This is a genomic window from Actinoplanes cyaneus, from assembly GCF_016862095.1.
GTDB lineage: Bacteria > Actinomycetota > Actinomycetes > Mycobacteriales > Micromonosporaceae > Actinoplanes > Actinoplanes cyaneus.
The window spans coordinates 42,519-57,871 of sequence record NZ_BOMH01000013.1; the positions used below are offsets into that span (position 1 = coordinate 42,519).

Sequence of the window (15,353 nt, forward strand, 5' to 3'; positions counted from 1 at the left end):
GGGTCCCCGCGGGAGCGACGATCCGGACCACATCGGAGAGGGGCAACGAAGAAGTTGATCTTTTAGAAGGTGTGGCGGTAGAGGGAGCAGCCGCGGCACACGTCCGGTGGCTCGGCGCTGTCGAGGCGCTGCCGGAAATCGCGGTAGGCCGGCCCGTGCCAGATCGCGGCGAAACTGGACTCGTTCAGGTTCCCCAGGCTCACCCGGTCGTCGCCCATCACCATGCAGCACGGCTGGACGGTTCCGGTGCTGGTCACGTAGGCGGCCTCCCACGGCCACGTGCAGTTGCCGCCGCCGGTGCCGGCCGGGCTCGGGAGCCGCAGCCGCAGACCGGTCTCGCGAGCGGCCCGGGCGGCGTCCGCGAACGCGTGCGGCTGGTCGGTCCAGAGCGCCTGGGCGGCGGTGAAGGACCTGATCTCCTCGTACGCCGAGGCGGCGTCGTCGAAGCTGTGCGAGAGGTTCTGCACGCGCAGCTCGTCCACCCCGATCCCGGCGAGCAGCCGTACCAGGGCGGGCAGCTCGGCGACGTTGTCCCGCATCGCGACGAACACCACCCGGATCCACGGCGTCGCGCTGCCCGCCTCCCGTTTCGCCGCGACCAGCCCGGCCAGGTTCGCGACCACCGTGTCGAAGTTCGCGCCCTCGCGGATCGCCTCGTAGACCTGCGGGCCGGCCCCGTCCAGCGACACGTGCAGCCAGTCGACCCGGCTCGCGACCAGGTCCTCGGCACGGCGCCGGTTGAGCAGCGTGGCGTTGCTGTTGAACCCGACCCGGATCCCGCGCCCGACCGCGGTCGCGATCATCTCCGGCAGGTACGGCGACAGCAGCGGCTCGCCCAGCCCCTGCAACGTGAGCCGGGTGAGCGGAAGCTCGGCGACCAGCCGGTGGAACAGCTCCGGTCGCATCGCCCCGGCCAGTTTGTTCACCGGTGGCCGATAGCTGACCAGGCACATCGTGCAGCGCAGGTTGCACGCCGACGTCACCTCGACCTGGAGGTGACCGGGCAGCGGAGGATCCTCGGTGGAAACCGGCATGGGCGCCGCATTCCCGTCCGGTCGCGCATGAAACGCCGGCCCCGGCAGTTCATGGGCGGGTTCGCCGGACCCGGAACGCCCGCCGCCGGTGGATCGTCGCGGCCAGCAGGAGGCTGCCGCCGGCGATCAGGGTGAAGCCGGCGACGAAGGTGGCCGCGCTGTTCGAGCCGGTCACCGGCATCTGCGGGGCGGGCGGGGAGGTCACCGCGGGGGAGGTCACCGCCGGCGGCGAGGACGACGTCGGCCGAGCCGGGGCGGGCGTGCCCGGCCTCGTACGGGACGGAGTGGGTCCCGGTCGTGACGGCGACGGCGTGGCGGTGGGCGACGGGGCCGGGACGACGACCGTGGCGGGCGCGTCGCCGTCGACCTCGGTGTCACCGTTGGTGGTGTCCGCGCTGATCAGGGCGTCCTCGGTGTGCCGACCGGCCGCGATCTCGGCCGCGGTGAGGTGGTACGCCGCGGACGTGCACAGCACCGACTCGCCCGGCGCCAGCGTGGTCTTCGGGCAGGTCACCGCACCCGGTAGCCCGGTGACCACGAGCCCGGTCAGGGTCACGTTCCCGGTGTTGGTCACGGTGACCGACGAGATGATCGGGTCGCCGCTGCTGAGGACGCCGTCGCCGTCCTGGTCCACCCAGTCGGCGACCTGGGTGCCTGCGATCGCCGGAGCGGCCGGCTCGACCGGGACCTCCAGCCATACCGGGCCGGAGGTGCGCGGCACCGTGGTCCCGCTCTCCACCGCGCTCGCGCTGGCCAGGTTCCGGATCGGCAGGCCGGAGTCGATGTCGGTCTGGGTGACCTGGTAGACGGCGTTCGCGGTGCACCGGGTCGAGCCGCCCAGCGCCAGCGCGGTGGCCGCGCAGGTGGTGGTGCCGATCAGCTGGTCGTAGACGCTGACGTGGTCCATCGGCACATTGCCCGTGTTGGTGACCTGGTAGTGGTAGCGGATCCGGTCGCCGGCCCGGGGTTCCGCCGCGGCGGCGATCCTCAGCGTCCCCCGGGCCACCAACTCGGAGCTGATCCCGACGCTGAGCTGCCCGACGCGAGCGGCCACCGGCACGACCACCGTCACCGGGCCGAAGGTCATCACGGGCGCGGCGCCCGGCGGGCGGGCGGTGACCAGCGCGGTGAACTGCAGCGGCCGGCCGGCGTCGACGTCCGAGTCGGTCACCGTGACCGGCGGGACCGTGCAGAGCATCGCGCCGGCCGGGGCGAGTCGTGCCGCCGGGCAGGTCGCCCCGGCCGGCGCGATGCCGCTCATCGTCACGTTGCCGGTGTTCGCGATCCGGAGCTCGTAGGTGACCATGTCCCCGGCGCGGGCGGTGTTCTGGCCCTCGACCGGCGTGACGGCAGCGGTGCCGGTCAGCGCGAGCGCCGGCGCCGCGGGGACCGGGGTGACCGCGACCGGCTCCGGGCCGTACGTGTGCACGAGCCCGCCGCCGGGCCCGGCCGCGGTGACGGTCGCGCTGCCGGTGATCGGCTGCCCGGCGTCCACGTCGGCCTGCGTCACCCGGTACGGCGTGACGGCCCGGCAGGTCGTCGACGCGTGCACGGCCAGGGTCGTGGCCGTGCAGACCGGGGCGCCGCCCAGCGCGTCGGCGACCGTGATCGAGCCGAGCGTGACGTTGCCGCGGTTGGTCAGCACGTAGGAGTAGGCGACGGTGTCCCCGGCGGCCGCCGCGTTCTGGTGCCCGGCCGGGCTCACGACCGCCGACCCCGCGACTCCGATCATGGGGGCGGCCGGGGCGACGCTGATGCTCGCGGTCCGTGGCCCGTACGCCTGTGGGCCGGTGTGCCCCGGCCCCTGGCCGTGCACGGTGGCGCTGGTGACGAACGAGGCCTGGCTGTCCACGTCGCCCTGGGTGACGACGTGACCGGCCGACTCCGTGCAGGTGATCGACTGCCCGACATGCAGCGGCCCGGCCGGGCAGGTGACGGTTCCACCGTGTGTCCCGGTGACGCTAATGCCGGTCATCGTGACGTTGCCGTTGTTGACCACGACGTACTGGAACGCGACGGTGTCGCCGGCCTCGGCCGCGTACTGGTGGGAGGGAGGCGTCACGGCCGGGTTGATGGTGACGCTGAGCGAGGCGGCGGGGACCGCGACCGCGATGTCGGCGACCGCCGTGTCGTACGGGACGGCCGATCCCGCCCCCGGCGCCCGGCCGCTGACCGACGCGGTGTCGGCCAGGTGCACACCGGCGTCGACGTCGTCCTGATCCACCGTGTACGTCGTCCCGCCGGCGCAGGTCATCGTCGTGCCGGGGGCGAGCGACGAGCCGGGGCAGGTCGCCGTGCCGCTCAGCGTGCCGGTCACACCGATCCCGCTCATCGTCACGGTGCCGGTGTTGGTGACCAGGTAGCGGTAGGTGATCACGTCGCCGAGCGCCAGCAGGTTCTGATGCGGAACCGGGTTGACCGTGGCGGTCGCCGTGACGTTCAGCGCCGGTACGCCCCGGGCCAGCGCTGTGCTCGCCGACGAGGTCGCGTAGGCGGTGCTGCCCGCCGCGCCCGGCTTGCGGCCGCTCACCACCACGCTGCCGGACACCGGGGCGCCGGCGTCGGCATCGGACTGGGTCACCGTGTACGGCGTCCCGCTCGCGCAGCTCATCGACGCGCCCGGCGCGAGGGTCGTCCCGGGGCAGGTCGCGACGCCGGTCAGCGTGTCGGCGACCGCGACGCCGCTCATCGTGACGTTGCCGGTGTTGGTGATCGCGTACCGGTGCGCAATCGTGTCGCCGGCGCGCGCCGCGCCCTGACGCGAGGGCGGCGTGACGGTCTCGGTGACGATCGCGGTCAGCGCCTCCGCGGCCGGTTCGACCACGATCGTCGCCGAGACGTTCGCGTACGTCGTGGCGGCGCCGGCCCCGGGAGCCCGCGCGGTCACGGCGGCGGCCGCTGCCACGGGCGTGCCGGCGTCGACGTCGGCTTGCGTGACGACGTACGCGCCGCCGCCCGTGCACACCATCGAGGTGCCACCGGCCAGCGAGGTGCCCGGGCAGACCCCGGCCCCGGCGAGCGAGTCGGTCACCGCGATCGCGCTCATCGTGACGTTGCCGGTGTTGGCGATCGTGTAGCGGAACGTGACACTGTCCCCGGCCCGGGCCGTGCCCTGATGCCCGGCCGGCGCCACCGTCGCCGTGCTCGTCACGGTCATCGCCGGTGCTGCGGGCTCGACCGGCGTCTCGACCAGCGCCGGGCCGTAGGTGGCGGGCACTGTCGCACCCTGCGCCAGCGCGACCGCCGAGACCGAGTTGCTCACCGCGTGCCCGGCGTCCAGGTCGGCCTGGGTGACCCGGTGCTGCCCGGTGGCATCGCAGGTCATCGTCGCGCCGGTGGCCAGCGTGGTGCGCGGGCAGGTGTAGGTGCCGGTCAGCGCGTCCGAGACGCTGATCTGACTCATCGGGACGTTGCCGCTGTTGGTGACGTCGGCCTGATAGGTGATGGTGTCCCCGGTCCGCGCGGTGTTCTGCCCGGTGGCGGAGAGCGTCGCCCGCAGCACCAGGCGCAACGAGACGGACTCCGCTCCGATCACCACGGTCGCCTGGCCGCTGTTGTTCGCGGTGTCCGGGTCGGTGCTGGTCGACGAGACGACCCGGACGACGTTCACCGCCGTCCCGGCGTGCTGGGCGACCCCGGCCAGGTCGATGCTCACGGTCTGCCCCGCGGGCAGGTCCGGGATCTGCCAGTGCCCGGTGGCCGTGTCGTAGACGCCGGTGGCCGTCACGCCCTGCCCGATCGCCAGCCCGCCGGGCGCCTGCACCTGCACCAGGACGTGCGCGGCGTCGGACGGTCCGGTGTTGCGGACCGTCGCCCGGAACGCGACCGGATCGGTCTCCACCACACTCGCCGTCGAGGTGCTCTGCGCGACCACGAAGTCGGAGTGGTGCTCGACCTGCGCGGTCACCGTGTCACTGTTGTCGGCGGCGTCCGCGTCCGGGCTGTGCGTGGTCACGGTGACGTCGCGCCGGGTGGAAGTTGCGGCGAAGGCGGCCGGGATCCGCCCGTCGAAGTCGATCCGCCAGGTCGCACCGGTCGCCAGAACCGGCAGCACGCAGACCACGCTGCCGCCGTCCGGGGTGGTGCCGTCGAGCCCGATCGTGCCGTCGAAGGCACAGCCGCCATCGCTCGGGGTGGCGACCGGCACCGGCTGGCCGGCCGGGACGGGCTGGTGGACGACGAGACCTTCGGCGCGGGTGTAGTGGTTGCCCGGCGTACGCGCCGCGTTGGTGACCGTGACGACGTCGCGGATCCGTTCCCCGGCGACCGGGTGCTGCCCCGGGCTGTCCGGGTTGGTGATCTGCCCGGTCACCGCGACGTCGCTGTTCAGGCTGATGGTGAGCGACGCGGTGCTGGTGTTGTTCGCGGGGACCAGATCGGTGGTCGGCGAGACCACCGTGGCGCTGGTGTGCACGGCGTCGGCGTGCGCGTCGTCGTCGACGGTGAGGTTCTCGGCGATGGTCACCGGCACCCCCGGCTGCAGATCGCCGAGGGAGCAGGCGGTGGCGGTGCACGCCGAGACGTACGGGCCGCTGGTGGGCCGCTCGATCGTGGCGCCCGGCGGGGCGACCGTGCTCACCACGACGTTGTGCGCGACCGACGGCCCGTCGTTGCGGACGGTCAGCGTGTACGGGACGGTGTCGCCGGCGTTCGCGGCCGGAGTGCCGAGCACGAGTGACACCTGCACGTCGGCCTCCGCGCCGCCCGGGCTGGACACCGACGCGTTGTTGTCGCCGATCACCGGGTCCGGCGTGGCCGACGACACCGCGACCCCGTTGTTGACCGCGCCGGTCCCGCCGGCCGGCAGCGTGGCGGTGATCATGACCGTGCGACTCGCGCCCGGAGCCAGGTCGGGCAGTGCGCATTCGAGGGTGCCGGAGGAGCCGGGCACGCAGGCGCCGCTCCAGCTCACGCCGGTGAAGTCGGAGGGCAGCGGATCAGTGAGCACCACGCCCCGCGAGAGCGACGGCCCGTTGTTGGTCACCGTCGCGGTGTAGGTCACCACGGTCCCGGCGAACGGGTTGGCCGGTGAGTACGTCAGGTCGACGTCGAGGTCCGCCCGGGTCACCACGGACGCGCTGGTGGTCGCCAGGTTGTCGGCCTGGTTCAGCTCGAACGTGCCGGACTGCGCCGCGGCGGCGACCGGATAGGGCGTCCCGGAGCCGGCCGTGGCGGGGACGTTGCCGGTGATCGTCATGGTCCGGCTCGCCCCACTCGCGATCGAGGGGTAGTCGCACTCGACCACCTGCCCGGTGATCGAACAGGCGCCCCCGGGGCCGGTGACGCTCAGTCCGGTCAGCCCGGCCGGCATGGTCGCGTCGAGCCCGGCCGCGGTCGCCGCACCCGGGCCACGGTTCAGGCCGGTCACCGTCCACGTGCCGCTCTGCCCGGCGACCAGGCTGCCGCTGGTCAGCGCGGTGCTGGTGACCAGGTCGGCGGCCGGGTCGACGGTGATGCCGGCGACGTTCGACGTGGAGGTCACGGTCGTGGCGCTGAGCGGCTCGTGGAAGGTGGCGGTCGCGTCGTCGTCGAGCTGCGACCCGGCCAGCGCCACCGGGACCTTCACCTGGTAGGAGAGGCTGCGGCTCTCGCCGATCTGCAGGCTGCCCCCGGCACCGGTGGTGGCGCCGGTGCCGGCCCGGACCCGCACGGTGCGGCCGGCCGCGTCGTACTCGCCGGTGTCGTCGGCGGCCGCGTCGGAGACGGCGGTGCTGGTCGCGCCGTTGATCGACCGCAGGGAGCCGGGCACGTAGGTGGCGCCCGGCGGCAGCACGTCGCTGAGCTCCACCAGCCCGGCCGGGTTGCCACCGTCGTTGCGGGCGGTGACCGTGACGGTGAGCGTGTCACCCACGTTCGCGCCGGCAGCCCCGCTCCGGTTCACCACCGTCGTGCTCGTGGTCAGGCAGGCGCCGGTGCCGAACGAGATGGCGTCCAGGAAGTTGCCGATGCTCGGGTCGGTGCTCGCCGAGGCCACCGACTTGAACGCGAACCGGGTCGTGCTCTGCCCCGCCGGGACGGCATAGATGCCCGAGTACGTGCCCCACGCGGTCTTGCCGTCGACCATGGTCGCGCCCTGCTGGACCAGCGGGCCGGCGGGCTTGCCGATCTGCAACGCCATCGTGTCGGTGCCGGTGCGCCCGCGGTGGCTCAGCTGCCAGCGCAGCACCTCGCCGGGTGTGGTGGCAAGATCCTGGTAGAGGGTGGAGACCTGGTTCGCGTTGAGCTCGGCGTGCTGGCTGCCGGACTGCTCGGGCACGCCGCCGTAACCGCGCCACAGCTCGATCATCCGGTCGGTCGCCGTGGTCAGCCATCCGGGGATCAGCGTCTGCGACATGATCTTGACGGTGCCGGCGCCGATCACCGGTGCCTCGAAGTCGCCGTTGGTCAGCGCGATCGCGGCCGGGCAGACGCTCGGAGCGGCGCGGGCCGGTCGCTGGGCACGGGGCAGGACGACCAGGAGCGCGGTGAAGAGCAGGAGAGCGCTGAGCGCCCGCCGTCGTCGATCCGCCATCCGTCCCCCGCCTCTCCGATCCGCACCCCGAAACCTATTCGCAAAGCACCCTTTTGAGGTGATTTTGCGGATACCGAGGGGCGGTCGGAGGGGCGGGGCGCCACCTCAGTGGCGCCGGCTGAGCTGGACCCGATAGCGGACCTGCGTGACGCCGTCCTCGGCGGTCACCGTGACGACCCGGGTGGTCCCGGTCCGCGTCACGCTCACCGTCGCGTAGGGGTCCGCCGTGGTCGCGGTGATCACCGCGCGTTCCGGATGCTTCGCTTCGATCCGGTACGACGTGACGGCCGGATCGAAGCCACGAATCGCCACCCCGTCGACCCGGATCCCGGCGGCCGCCGCGTCGGTGCCGACCCCGGGAGCCTTCGCGGACACCTGCAGCTCGGACACGGTCAGGTACCCGTTCGGCACGGCGGTCAGCACCACGCACACCGACCCGTTCACGCCGTCGGGCACCGGCACGTCGACCGCGAGCGGGCTGTTCACCCCGACCGGGACGACCGGCCCCGACACCACGCACCCGCCGTTCGCGTCGGGCACCCCGGCCCGGACGCTCTGCGCGAGCCCGCCGCCCGACGAGTTGTCCTTGTAGAAGTGCACGGTCAAGTGGGAGGGTGACGTCCCCGCGGGCAGGGTCGCGGTGAGCGTGTCAGTGGCGTCGCGGCCCGACGACTTCCAGTTCGACCAGGCCTTGTCCGTGGTGTCGCCGTTGGTCAGCCCGGCCGTGGAGTACCCCGGCTCGGTGTAGGACGCGGCGACCGACACGCCGCCGGTGAGCGGGCTGTCGACCGGGGTGGTGACCTGGACCCGTACCGTCGCGGGAAGGGAGAGCTCGGGAACCGTGCCGCGGACCGTGACCACACCGGTCGCCGGATAGGTGGCGGGCTCCCACGTCACGGGCACGTCGGCCCGGCCACCGTGCTTCCCGACCGCCACCACCGTGGCGGGCAGGTCCGGCCGGCCACCGGGAAAGGTCTTGGCCCGGCCGGGCTCGGTCGCGGTGAAGACGTCCACGGTGACCTCGGCGGTCGCCCGGTGGGCCCGGCCGAGCACATCGGTCGCCGTGCCGGTGACCCTGACCAGGCCGGGCTTGCGCCAACCCCGGTCGGACGGCACCTTCCAGACCACCGGCAGCGTGTGCGTCCCGTCGGTGACGGTCGCCGGCAGCCTCGGCGTCCGCCCCGGGACGGTCCAGGTACGGGCCGGCGCGAGCGGGCCGACACTCTCGTCGATCACCCTCCACCGCTGGTTCGCGCCGGAGGTCGGCTGGTAGAGCCCGACCGGCGCGCCGTCCGCTGTCGAGCCGCCGCCGACATCGAGCAGCTTCCGGGCGTTCACGTCGATCAGCGTGTACGTCCCGTCCCCGGTGGTGGACACCCGCCACAGCGAGTCGAGCGGCTGTCCGGTTCCCGCGTTGGTCACCCGGTAGGCGTCACCGACCGGCTCGAAGGTCCACAGCTGGTCGGCGGCGGTCGCGGACGACGTCCGGATCACCGGGCCGGGCGCGAGCGACTTCCCGCCGGCCACACCCTGCAGCCGGTACGGATGCCCGGGCACGAGGTGCGGGACGGCCACCCCGGTGACCCCGTCGACCAGGAACGTCGTCACCGACCGGGCCGGCACGGCGAGCACGGCCCGCTTGCCGCTGACCTCGACCGGCGAGCCCTTGACGAGTTTGCCGTCCGCGCTGGTCACGACGGGCGTGACGGTGGCGTTGCGGCGGATGTGCGCGAACTTCGACAGGTCCAGGGTGACCGACTCCGCCGTGGTGGCCGGGTTGACGTGCACGACCGTCGCGCCGGTCCGGTTGACCGCGGCCAGGCTGCGGGTGTCGGAGACCTTCACGAAGCGGTCGCCGGGCTTCACGTAGTGGGTGAAGTTGCGGATCGTGTCGTACTTCGTGTTCGTCCTGATCGGGCAGGTCGTCAGGGTGTCCGTCGCCCGGCAGTCGAACGGCACGTGGATCTCACCCCACTGCAGGTTGCCCTCGGCCTGCATGTTCTTCGCGTCCTCGATCGGCTGCCACAGGACCCACGCCGACGGCTCCAGCTCGCGGATGTCGTCGACGATCCGCTGGGCCATGCCGAGCCCCGAGTCCATGCCGGTGTAGTCGTGCCCCCAGCTGCCCTCGACCTCGCTCATCCACAGCGGTTTCCGCTCGGCCTTCGCGATGTCCCGGACGCTGGTGCGCTGCCCGGTCCCGTACGTGTGCACGTTGAGCCGGTCGACGGCAGCCTGCGCCTCGGGCGTCCACCCGTAGTAGTCGGTGACCATCGTGCCCGGGTTCGTCTCGTCCGGTGCGGCGATGGTCCCGCTGTACGCCCTGGCCAGTGCCGAGATGACCGCCGCCTGTGACGCGGGGCCGGCGTGCGCGCCCTCCTGGCGGCCACCGGTCGGCTGCCCGTCGGGGCCCAGGGTCGTACCCCAATAGTTGGTGTTGGGCTCGTTGAGCGGCTCGATCGAGTCGAACGTGATGCCGTGTGCCCGCTCCAGATGCTGAGTGACCCGGGTCAGGTATTGCGCGAAGTCGTCCACCTTGTCGGCGCGGATCTGATCGGTGGTCGCGTCGAATCCGCCGCTGACGTAACCGCTGACGGTCTGGAACCAGGGCGGCGAATTGCTGAACGCCTCCCAGTGCGTGACCCTGTCCTTGATCTGGTCCACCCACCAGCGTTGATTCGGGTCGGCGTCCCAGTTCCAGTCCGCGTCGTCGGCCGGGCTCCACCATTCCTTGTCGGCCGGGGTGTACTGCTGATCGGCCCTCCAGAATCCGGGCACCGCACCGCCCGGCCGCAGATAGTCCTTGACGGCCGGCGCGTTCCCGCCGCCGATGTTGAACCGGGCGATGTTCAGGTTCAGTCCATCGGCGCCGAAGACGAGATCGACGAGCTGGTTACGGATCTCGTCGGGGTAGCCGCCGGTGGCCTCGGCCATCCAGGCCAGGCTGGTGCCCCAGCCCTGCCACGCGGCGCCTTGATAGGAGGGGTCGGGGGTGATGGTGGCTTGCTCCGTGGTGGTCTGGGGGATCGCCATCGTCGTGGCACTCAGCAGGGCAGCGAGCAGGATCCTCATGCGTGACCCTTCGTGTTTACGTAAACATCGGTGATCGTAACAGTCTGGAAACGCAAGCTCGTCGATGTCAAGACCTCCCGCACCAGCCGCCCGCCCCCGGGCTGGTGCTGAGGGGTGTGTCCGGGCGGTGATGCATCTCTGGGTGCCGGCTGGTCGGGTGCGGCTGGTGCTGGGGGGTGCGTCCGGGCTCTGATGCACCCCTCAGCGCCAGCCGGGACCGTGACGCGCCCGCCTGCTGGGACCGGCGTCCACATCGCGGACGAGCGCAACAAGGCGCGCGCCGTAAGTGGCGGCCCCTGCCGTGACCGGTGGCGGGGGTGGATGGCGAGCGGCGTGGGCACCGTCGGGCGGTGACCGGTGGCGGGGGTGGCTGGTGAGCGGCCGCGAGCACCATCGGGCGGTGAGTGACGGCGGCGGTGGGGACCCGGTCGACGCCGGGCCCCCACCGGATCAGTGGTGCTTCTTCGGGGAGACGACGATCCCGCCGGTCGTCACGCGCGCGGCCCCCAAGGTCGGCACGTTGAAGACCGTCCTACCGGTCCGGGCGTCCCAGATGCGGACCGCCAGCCGGTCGGTCCCGTCGATCGCGGTGACCAGGAACCGGTAGGAGCCGCCACCGTTGACGGTCCCGCTGCCCGAATAGGTCGCCGTGTTGCCCAGGATCAGCGGCGCGGTCTGCGACGTCGACCGGAAGTCCAGGTCACCCGTCGCGAACCGGAGCCACGTGCTGCCGCCCGGGGAGCCGGCGTTGAACGCGAACTCCACCGTCCCACCGGCGCGGATGCCGTCGAGGCAACCGGCCGGCGCGGTCAGGGTGCCGCTGCCGGCCGCCTGCCCGCCGCCCGCGACGTAGGTGACCACCCGCGGCACGGTCACGGTGGTGGCTGTCCCGTCGTCGTCGCGGACGGTCACGGCCGGCTGGAACACGCCGCCGGCCGAGTAGGTGTGCGTCACCACGCACCCGCCCGAGCGGACGGTGCCGGCCGAGGACGAGCCGTCACCCCACGAGGCCGCGCAGGTGAGGGAGTCGTTGGCGCCGCGATCCGCCACCGGGACGTCGACCCTGACCTCCTTGCCGGTCGGGGCCGGTCCGACCGGTGAGGAGGGCGCCGAGGCGTTCGGGCTGACGTTGCCCACTCTCAGCACCGCGGAGTCGCGGCTGCCACCCGCGGCGAGCGTGATCGTGTAGGTCCCGTCGTCGGTGCAGGTCACCGTCGTGGCGGCGGCTTGCGCCTCGGCGAAGTCGCAGGTCGCACCGGCGTCCACGTCGTCGCCGGCGGTCCACGACCAGGTGGGACGGTTGGCGGAGTTGGAGACCGTGCCGCCGACGGGGATGGCGCCGCCCTCGGCCCCGGAGATGTCGGCGCCCGCGTGGGTCACTGTCACCGGGTCCACGCTCTCCAGCGTCGGCACCACCGGCTCGATCCGGCCGGAGGCGTCGAACGTGAGCCGGTCGATCGTGGTCTCGCGGTGCGTGCCGTCCCCGCCGGGGATCGCGAACCGGTGGTACGCGACGTACCAGTCGTCGCTGCCCGGCAGGCGGACCACCGAGTGATGCCCGGTCCCGAGAATGCCCAGCGAGGCGTCCTTGGACAGGATCACCCCCACTCGGTCGCTCCACGGCCCGACCGGTGAGCTGCCGGTGGCGTACGCGACGCGGTAGTCGGCGCTGCGCGTGTCGTTCTCCGACCACATGAAGTAGTAGGTCCCGTTCCGTTTGATCACGAACGAGCCCTCGTTGTAGTTCGCCGGGTGGTACGTCCGCACCAGCGCCGGGTCGAACGAGACCATGTCGTCGTTCAGCGGCACCTGGTACGAGTTGCCGTTGCCCCAGTACAGATAGGACTTCCCGTCGTCGTCGGTGAACACCGCCGAATCGATCATCTGCCCGCTGTAGCTGCCGGCCGCGACCAGGGGTTTCCCGAGCGCGTCGGTGAACGGCCCGGCCGGGTTGTCGGCGACCGCCACCCCGAGCTGCTTGGCCGTGTTCCCACTGGCCGCCCCGCCGGAGAAGTAGAAGTAGTACTTCCCGTTCCGCTCGGCGACCGTCGGCGCCCACGCGCTGTTGTCCGCCCAGGAGACGTCCGGCCCGAGGTCGAGGATCACCCCGTGGTCGGTCCAGTGCACGAGATCCTTCGACGAGAACGCGTGGAACTGCGTGCCGGACCAGCCCGCGAACCCGTCAGTCGTCGGATACATCCAGAACGTGTCGCCGAAGACGGTGATGTTCGGGTCGGCGTTGAGGCCCGGCAGCACCGGGCTCTTCATCACCAGCGCCGAGACGGTCCAGGTCCGCTTCACTCCATCCTTGCCGATCAGCTCGTACGTCACGGGGGCGCTGAAGTCACGGGGTGTCCCCGAGGCCGGGCTGATCGTCGCGCCCTCGGCGAGCGTGAACCGCGGCGCGAGCGCGGTCACGTCGGTGCCCTCCACGACCGGCAGCTTCACCGTTCCCGCCGTGCGGTCGATGATCGCGTCGACCTTGAGCTGCGGCACCGTCACGCCACCGAGCGCGGGCGGCGGTTCCTCGTACTTCGCGGAGATCCGGTCGTACTCGGCGCGGGTCACCGGCAGGACCGTGCCGTGCCGGGGCCGTGACGGCAGCGTGTACTTCGTCTCGGCGGTCCACTTGCCGGAGTTCAGATCGGTGGTGGAGAACGGCACGTAACCGCGGCCGCCGTACTCATCGATGAACAGATACCACTTGTCCTCGGTGTTGCTCTTGAAGATCAGTGGACCCTCGCCGCGTGACAGGGCCGGGGAGCCGATGCACTCGGAGACGAAGTCGTAGTCCAGGTCGAGGACGTCGGTGGACTTCTCCTCGATGATGTACTTGCTGCACGGCGACGACGAGCTGTTGTTCCGCTCGTCCTTGGTGAACCGGTAGTACTGCCCGTCGTGCTCGACCATCGTCGAGTCGATCACCGAGTAACCCGGGTCCTTCCACACCCTCGGCTCGCTGAACGTGTAGAAGTCCCTGGTCGTCGCGTACATCATCTTGTTGTAGGTCGTCCCGGTGTGCCCGGTGTCCGTCTCGTCGTAGATCTTCGAGGCCCAGAACACGACGTACGAGCCCAGCTCGCGGGAGTAGAAGGCCTCCGGCGCCCACGTGTTGCCGGCGGTGTCGGGGGAGACCTTCACGAGGCGCTGGTTCGTCCAGGTGACCAGGTCGGTGGACTCCCACACCATGAGCGACTTGCTGCCGGAGCGCTGCGACGCGTCCCAGTCCCCGTTGCCGTAGATCTTGAGGTCGGTGGCGATCTGGTAGAACTTGTCGCCCTCGGGGGAGCGGATGATGAACGGGTCGCGCAGCCCCTGGGTGCCCAGCGTCGAGGTCAGCACCGGCTGCCCCTTGTTGATCTCGCGCCAGCTCAGCGGATCGTTGCCGTTGCTGAGCGCGTGGTAGATCTGCTCGCCGTTCGCGTAACCCTCACCGGTGAAGTAGCTGAACAGGTACCCCTGATAGGGCTCCTGAGCAGGCAACTCGGGCACCTTTGCGGTGAAGGCTCGCGTCGCGGTCGCGCTGCCCTTCGTCACGGTCGCGGTCAGCGTCACCGTGGTCGTGCCGGCGCCGTGCGCGGGACGGTGCACCTCGCCGGACGCGCTGATCACGGCCGGGTCACCGCTGCTCCAGGACACCGTCGTGCCACCGGACGCGCTGCTGGGCAGGGCCAGATTTCCGCGTACGTCGTCAAGGTTGTTGATCTGCAGGGTCTTTGCCGCGGCCTCGGCTGCTGCCGCGTCGTCGAGCTCGGCCCGGACGGTGATCGCGAAGTCCTTCGTGGCCTGGACGGTCCCGCGCCGGATCGTCGCGGTGAGCGTGGCCTGCGCGTCGGGCCGGCCGGCCGGCGGGCGGGTGATCCGGCCGGCGGCGGTGATCACCGAGGGGTCGCTGCTCGACCAGGTCAGCTTCGAGCCGTTCGCGGCGGTCGCCGGCAGGCTCAGGTTCGCCGTCAGCGCGGTGGTGCCGCCCAGGTCGAGCGCCTGCCGGTCGGCCGCGACGGCGCTCTCGTTCACCGGCGTGGCCAGGGTGTTCACCTCGTCGGCGGCGAGCGCGCGGTCGTAGACCCGGATGTCGCGCATGCCGCCCTTGAGGTACCTGTCACCGGTGTAGAGCGAGCGGCCGAAGTAGTTCGCGCGGGTCGTGCCGCTCCCGATCGCGCTCGGGAGGATGCTGATCGCGGTGTTCGTGGCGACCACGACGCCGTCCTCGTAGAGCGTCCCGGTCGTCCCGCTCTGGGTGTAGGCGATGTGTTTCCAGGCGTTCCGGGTCAGGTTGTAGCCGGTGGCCGGCCGGGTGTTCTGCTCGCCGCTCCAGTTGCTCAGCGAGATCGCGGCGCGGAAGCTGTCGCCGGTCGCGAAGAGATAGCCGTTGCCGTAACCGGTCGACGCATCGGTGTTGCCGAATCCGTAGAGGAAGTACGGCGTCGCCTGTGCACTGTCGATCTTCACGTCGAACGCGACGGTGACAGCGTCCAGATCGGCCAGTAGATCGTCCGGGGCCTTCACGTAGGTGCTGGTCCCGTTGAAGGTCAGTCCTGTCCCGCCGGTCCAGCCGGCGCCCGTGACGGTGCCATCGCGGCCGTGGCCGGAGGCGTCGGTGGCAACCGCGCCGGACGTCTCGTCCAGCTTGTACCGGAGCAGGAGACCGTCGTCGACGGCCGCCGCGGCGGGTGAGGTGATGGTGAGTGTGGCGGTGAGGAGGGAGGCCACTGCCAGGAGCGTTAACAATTTAG

Annotated in this window: 4 protein-coding genes; all 4 read right to left on the reverse strand. The window is 71.8% G+C overall.

Annotation, left to right across the window (positions count from 1 at the left end; translation table 11 throughout):
* Window positions 1-62 precede the first annotated feature (62 nt).
* Window positions 63-1,034: a radical SAM protein gene (locus Acy02nite_RS07780; RefSeq protein WP_203739145.1), complete on the reverse strand. Its 972-nt coding sequence runs from the start codon at window positions 1,032-1,034 to the stop codon at window positions 63-65.
* A gap of 49 nt (window positions 1,035-1,083) precedes the next feature.
* Window positions 1,084-7,545, reverse strand: a complete 6,462-nt coding sequence (locus Acy02nite_RS07785) for a CLIPPER-2 domain-containing protein (protein ID WP_203739146.1) — start codon at window positions 7,543-7,545, stop codon at window positions 1,084-1,086.
* 105 nt (window positions 7,546-7,650) lie between these two features.
* Window positions 7,651-10,617 carry a glycoside hydrolase gene (locus Acy02nite_RS07790; RefSeq protein WP_203739147.1) on the reverse strand — a complete coding sequence of 989 codons (2,967 nt, stop codon included), beginning with the start codon at window positions 10,615-10,617 and terminating at the stop codon, window positions 7,651-7,653.
* 450 nt (window positions 10,618-11,067) lie between these two features.
* Window positions 11,068-15,330: a family 43 glycosylhydrolase gene (locus Acy02nite_RS07795; protein ID WP_203739148.1), complete on the reverse strand. Its 4,263-nt coding sequence runs from the start codon at window positions 15,328-15,330 to the stop codon at window positions 11,068-11,070.
* Window positions 15,331-15,353 lie beyond the last annotated feature (23 nt).

Coding starts and splice junctions, on each gene's coding strand:
- Acy02nite_RS07790 (WP_203739147.1), bottom strand. CDS start 10,617: ATGAGGATCCTGCTCGCTGCCCTGCTGAGTGCCACGACGATGGCGATC.
- Acy02nite_RS07785 (WP_203739146.1), bottom strand. CDS start 7,545: ATGGCGGATCGACGACGGCGGGCGCTCAGCGCTCTCCTGCTCTTCACC.
- Acy02nite_RS07780 (WP_203739145.1), bottom strand. CDS start 1,034: ATGCCGGTTTCCACCGAGGATCCTCCGCTGCCCGGTCACCTCCAGGTC.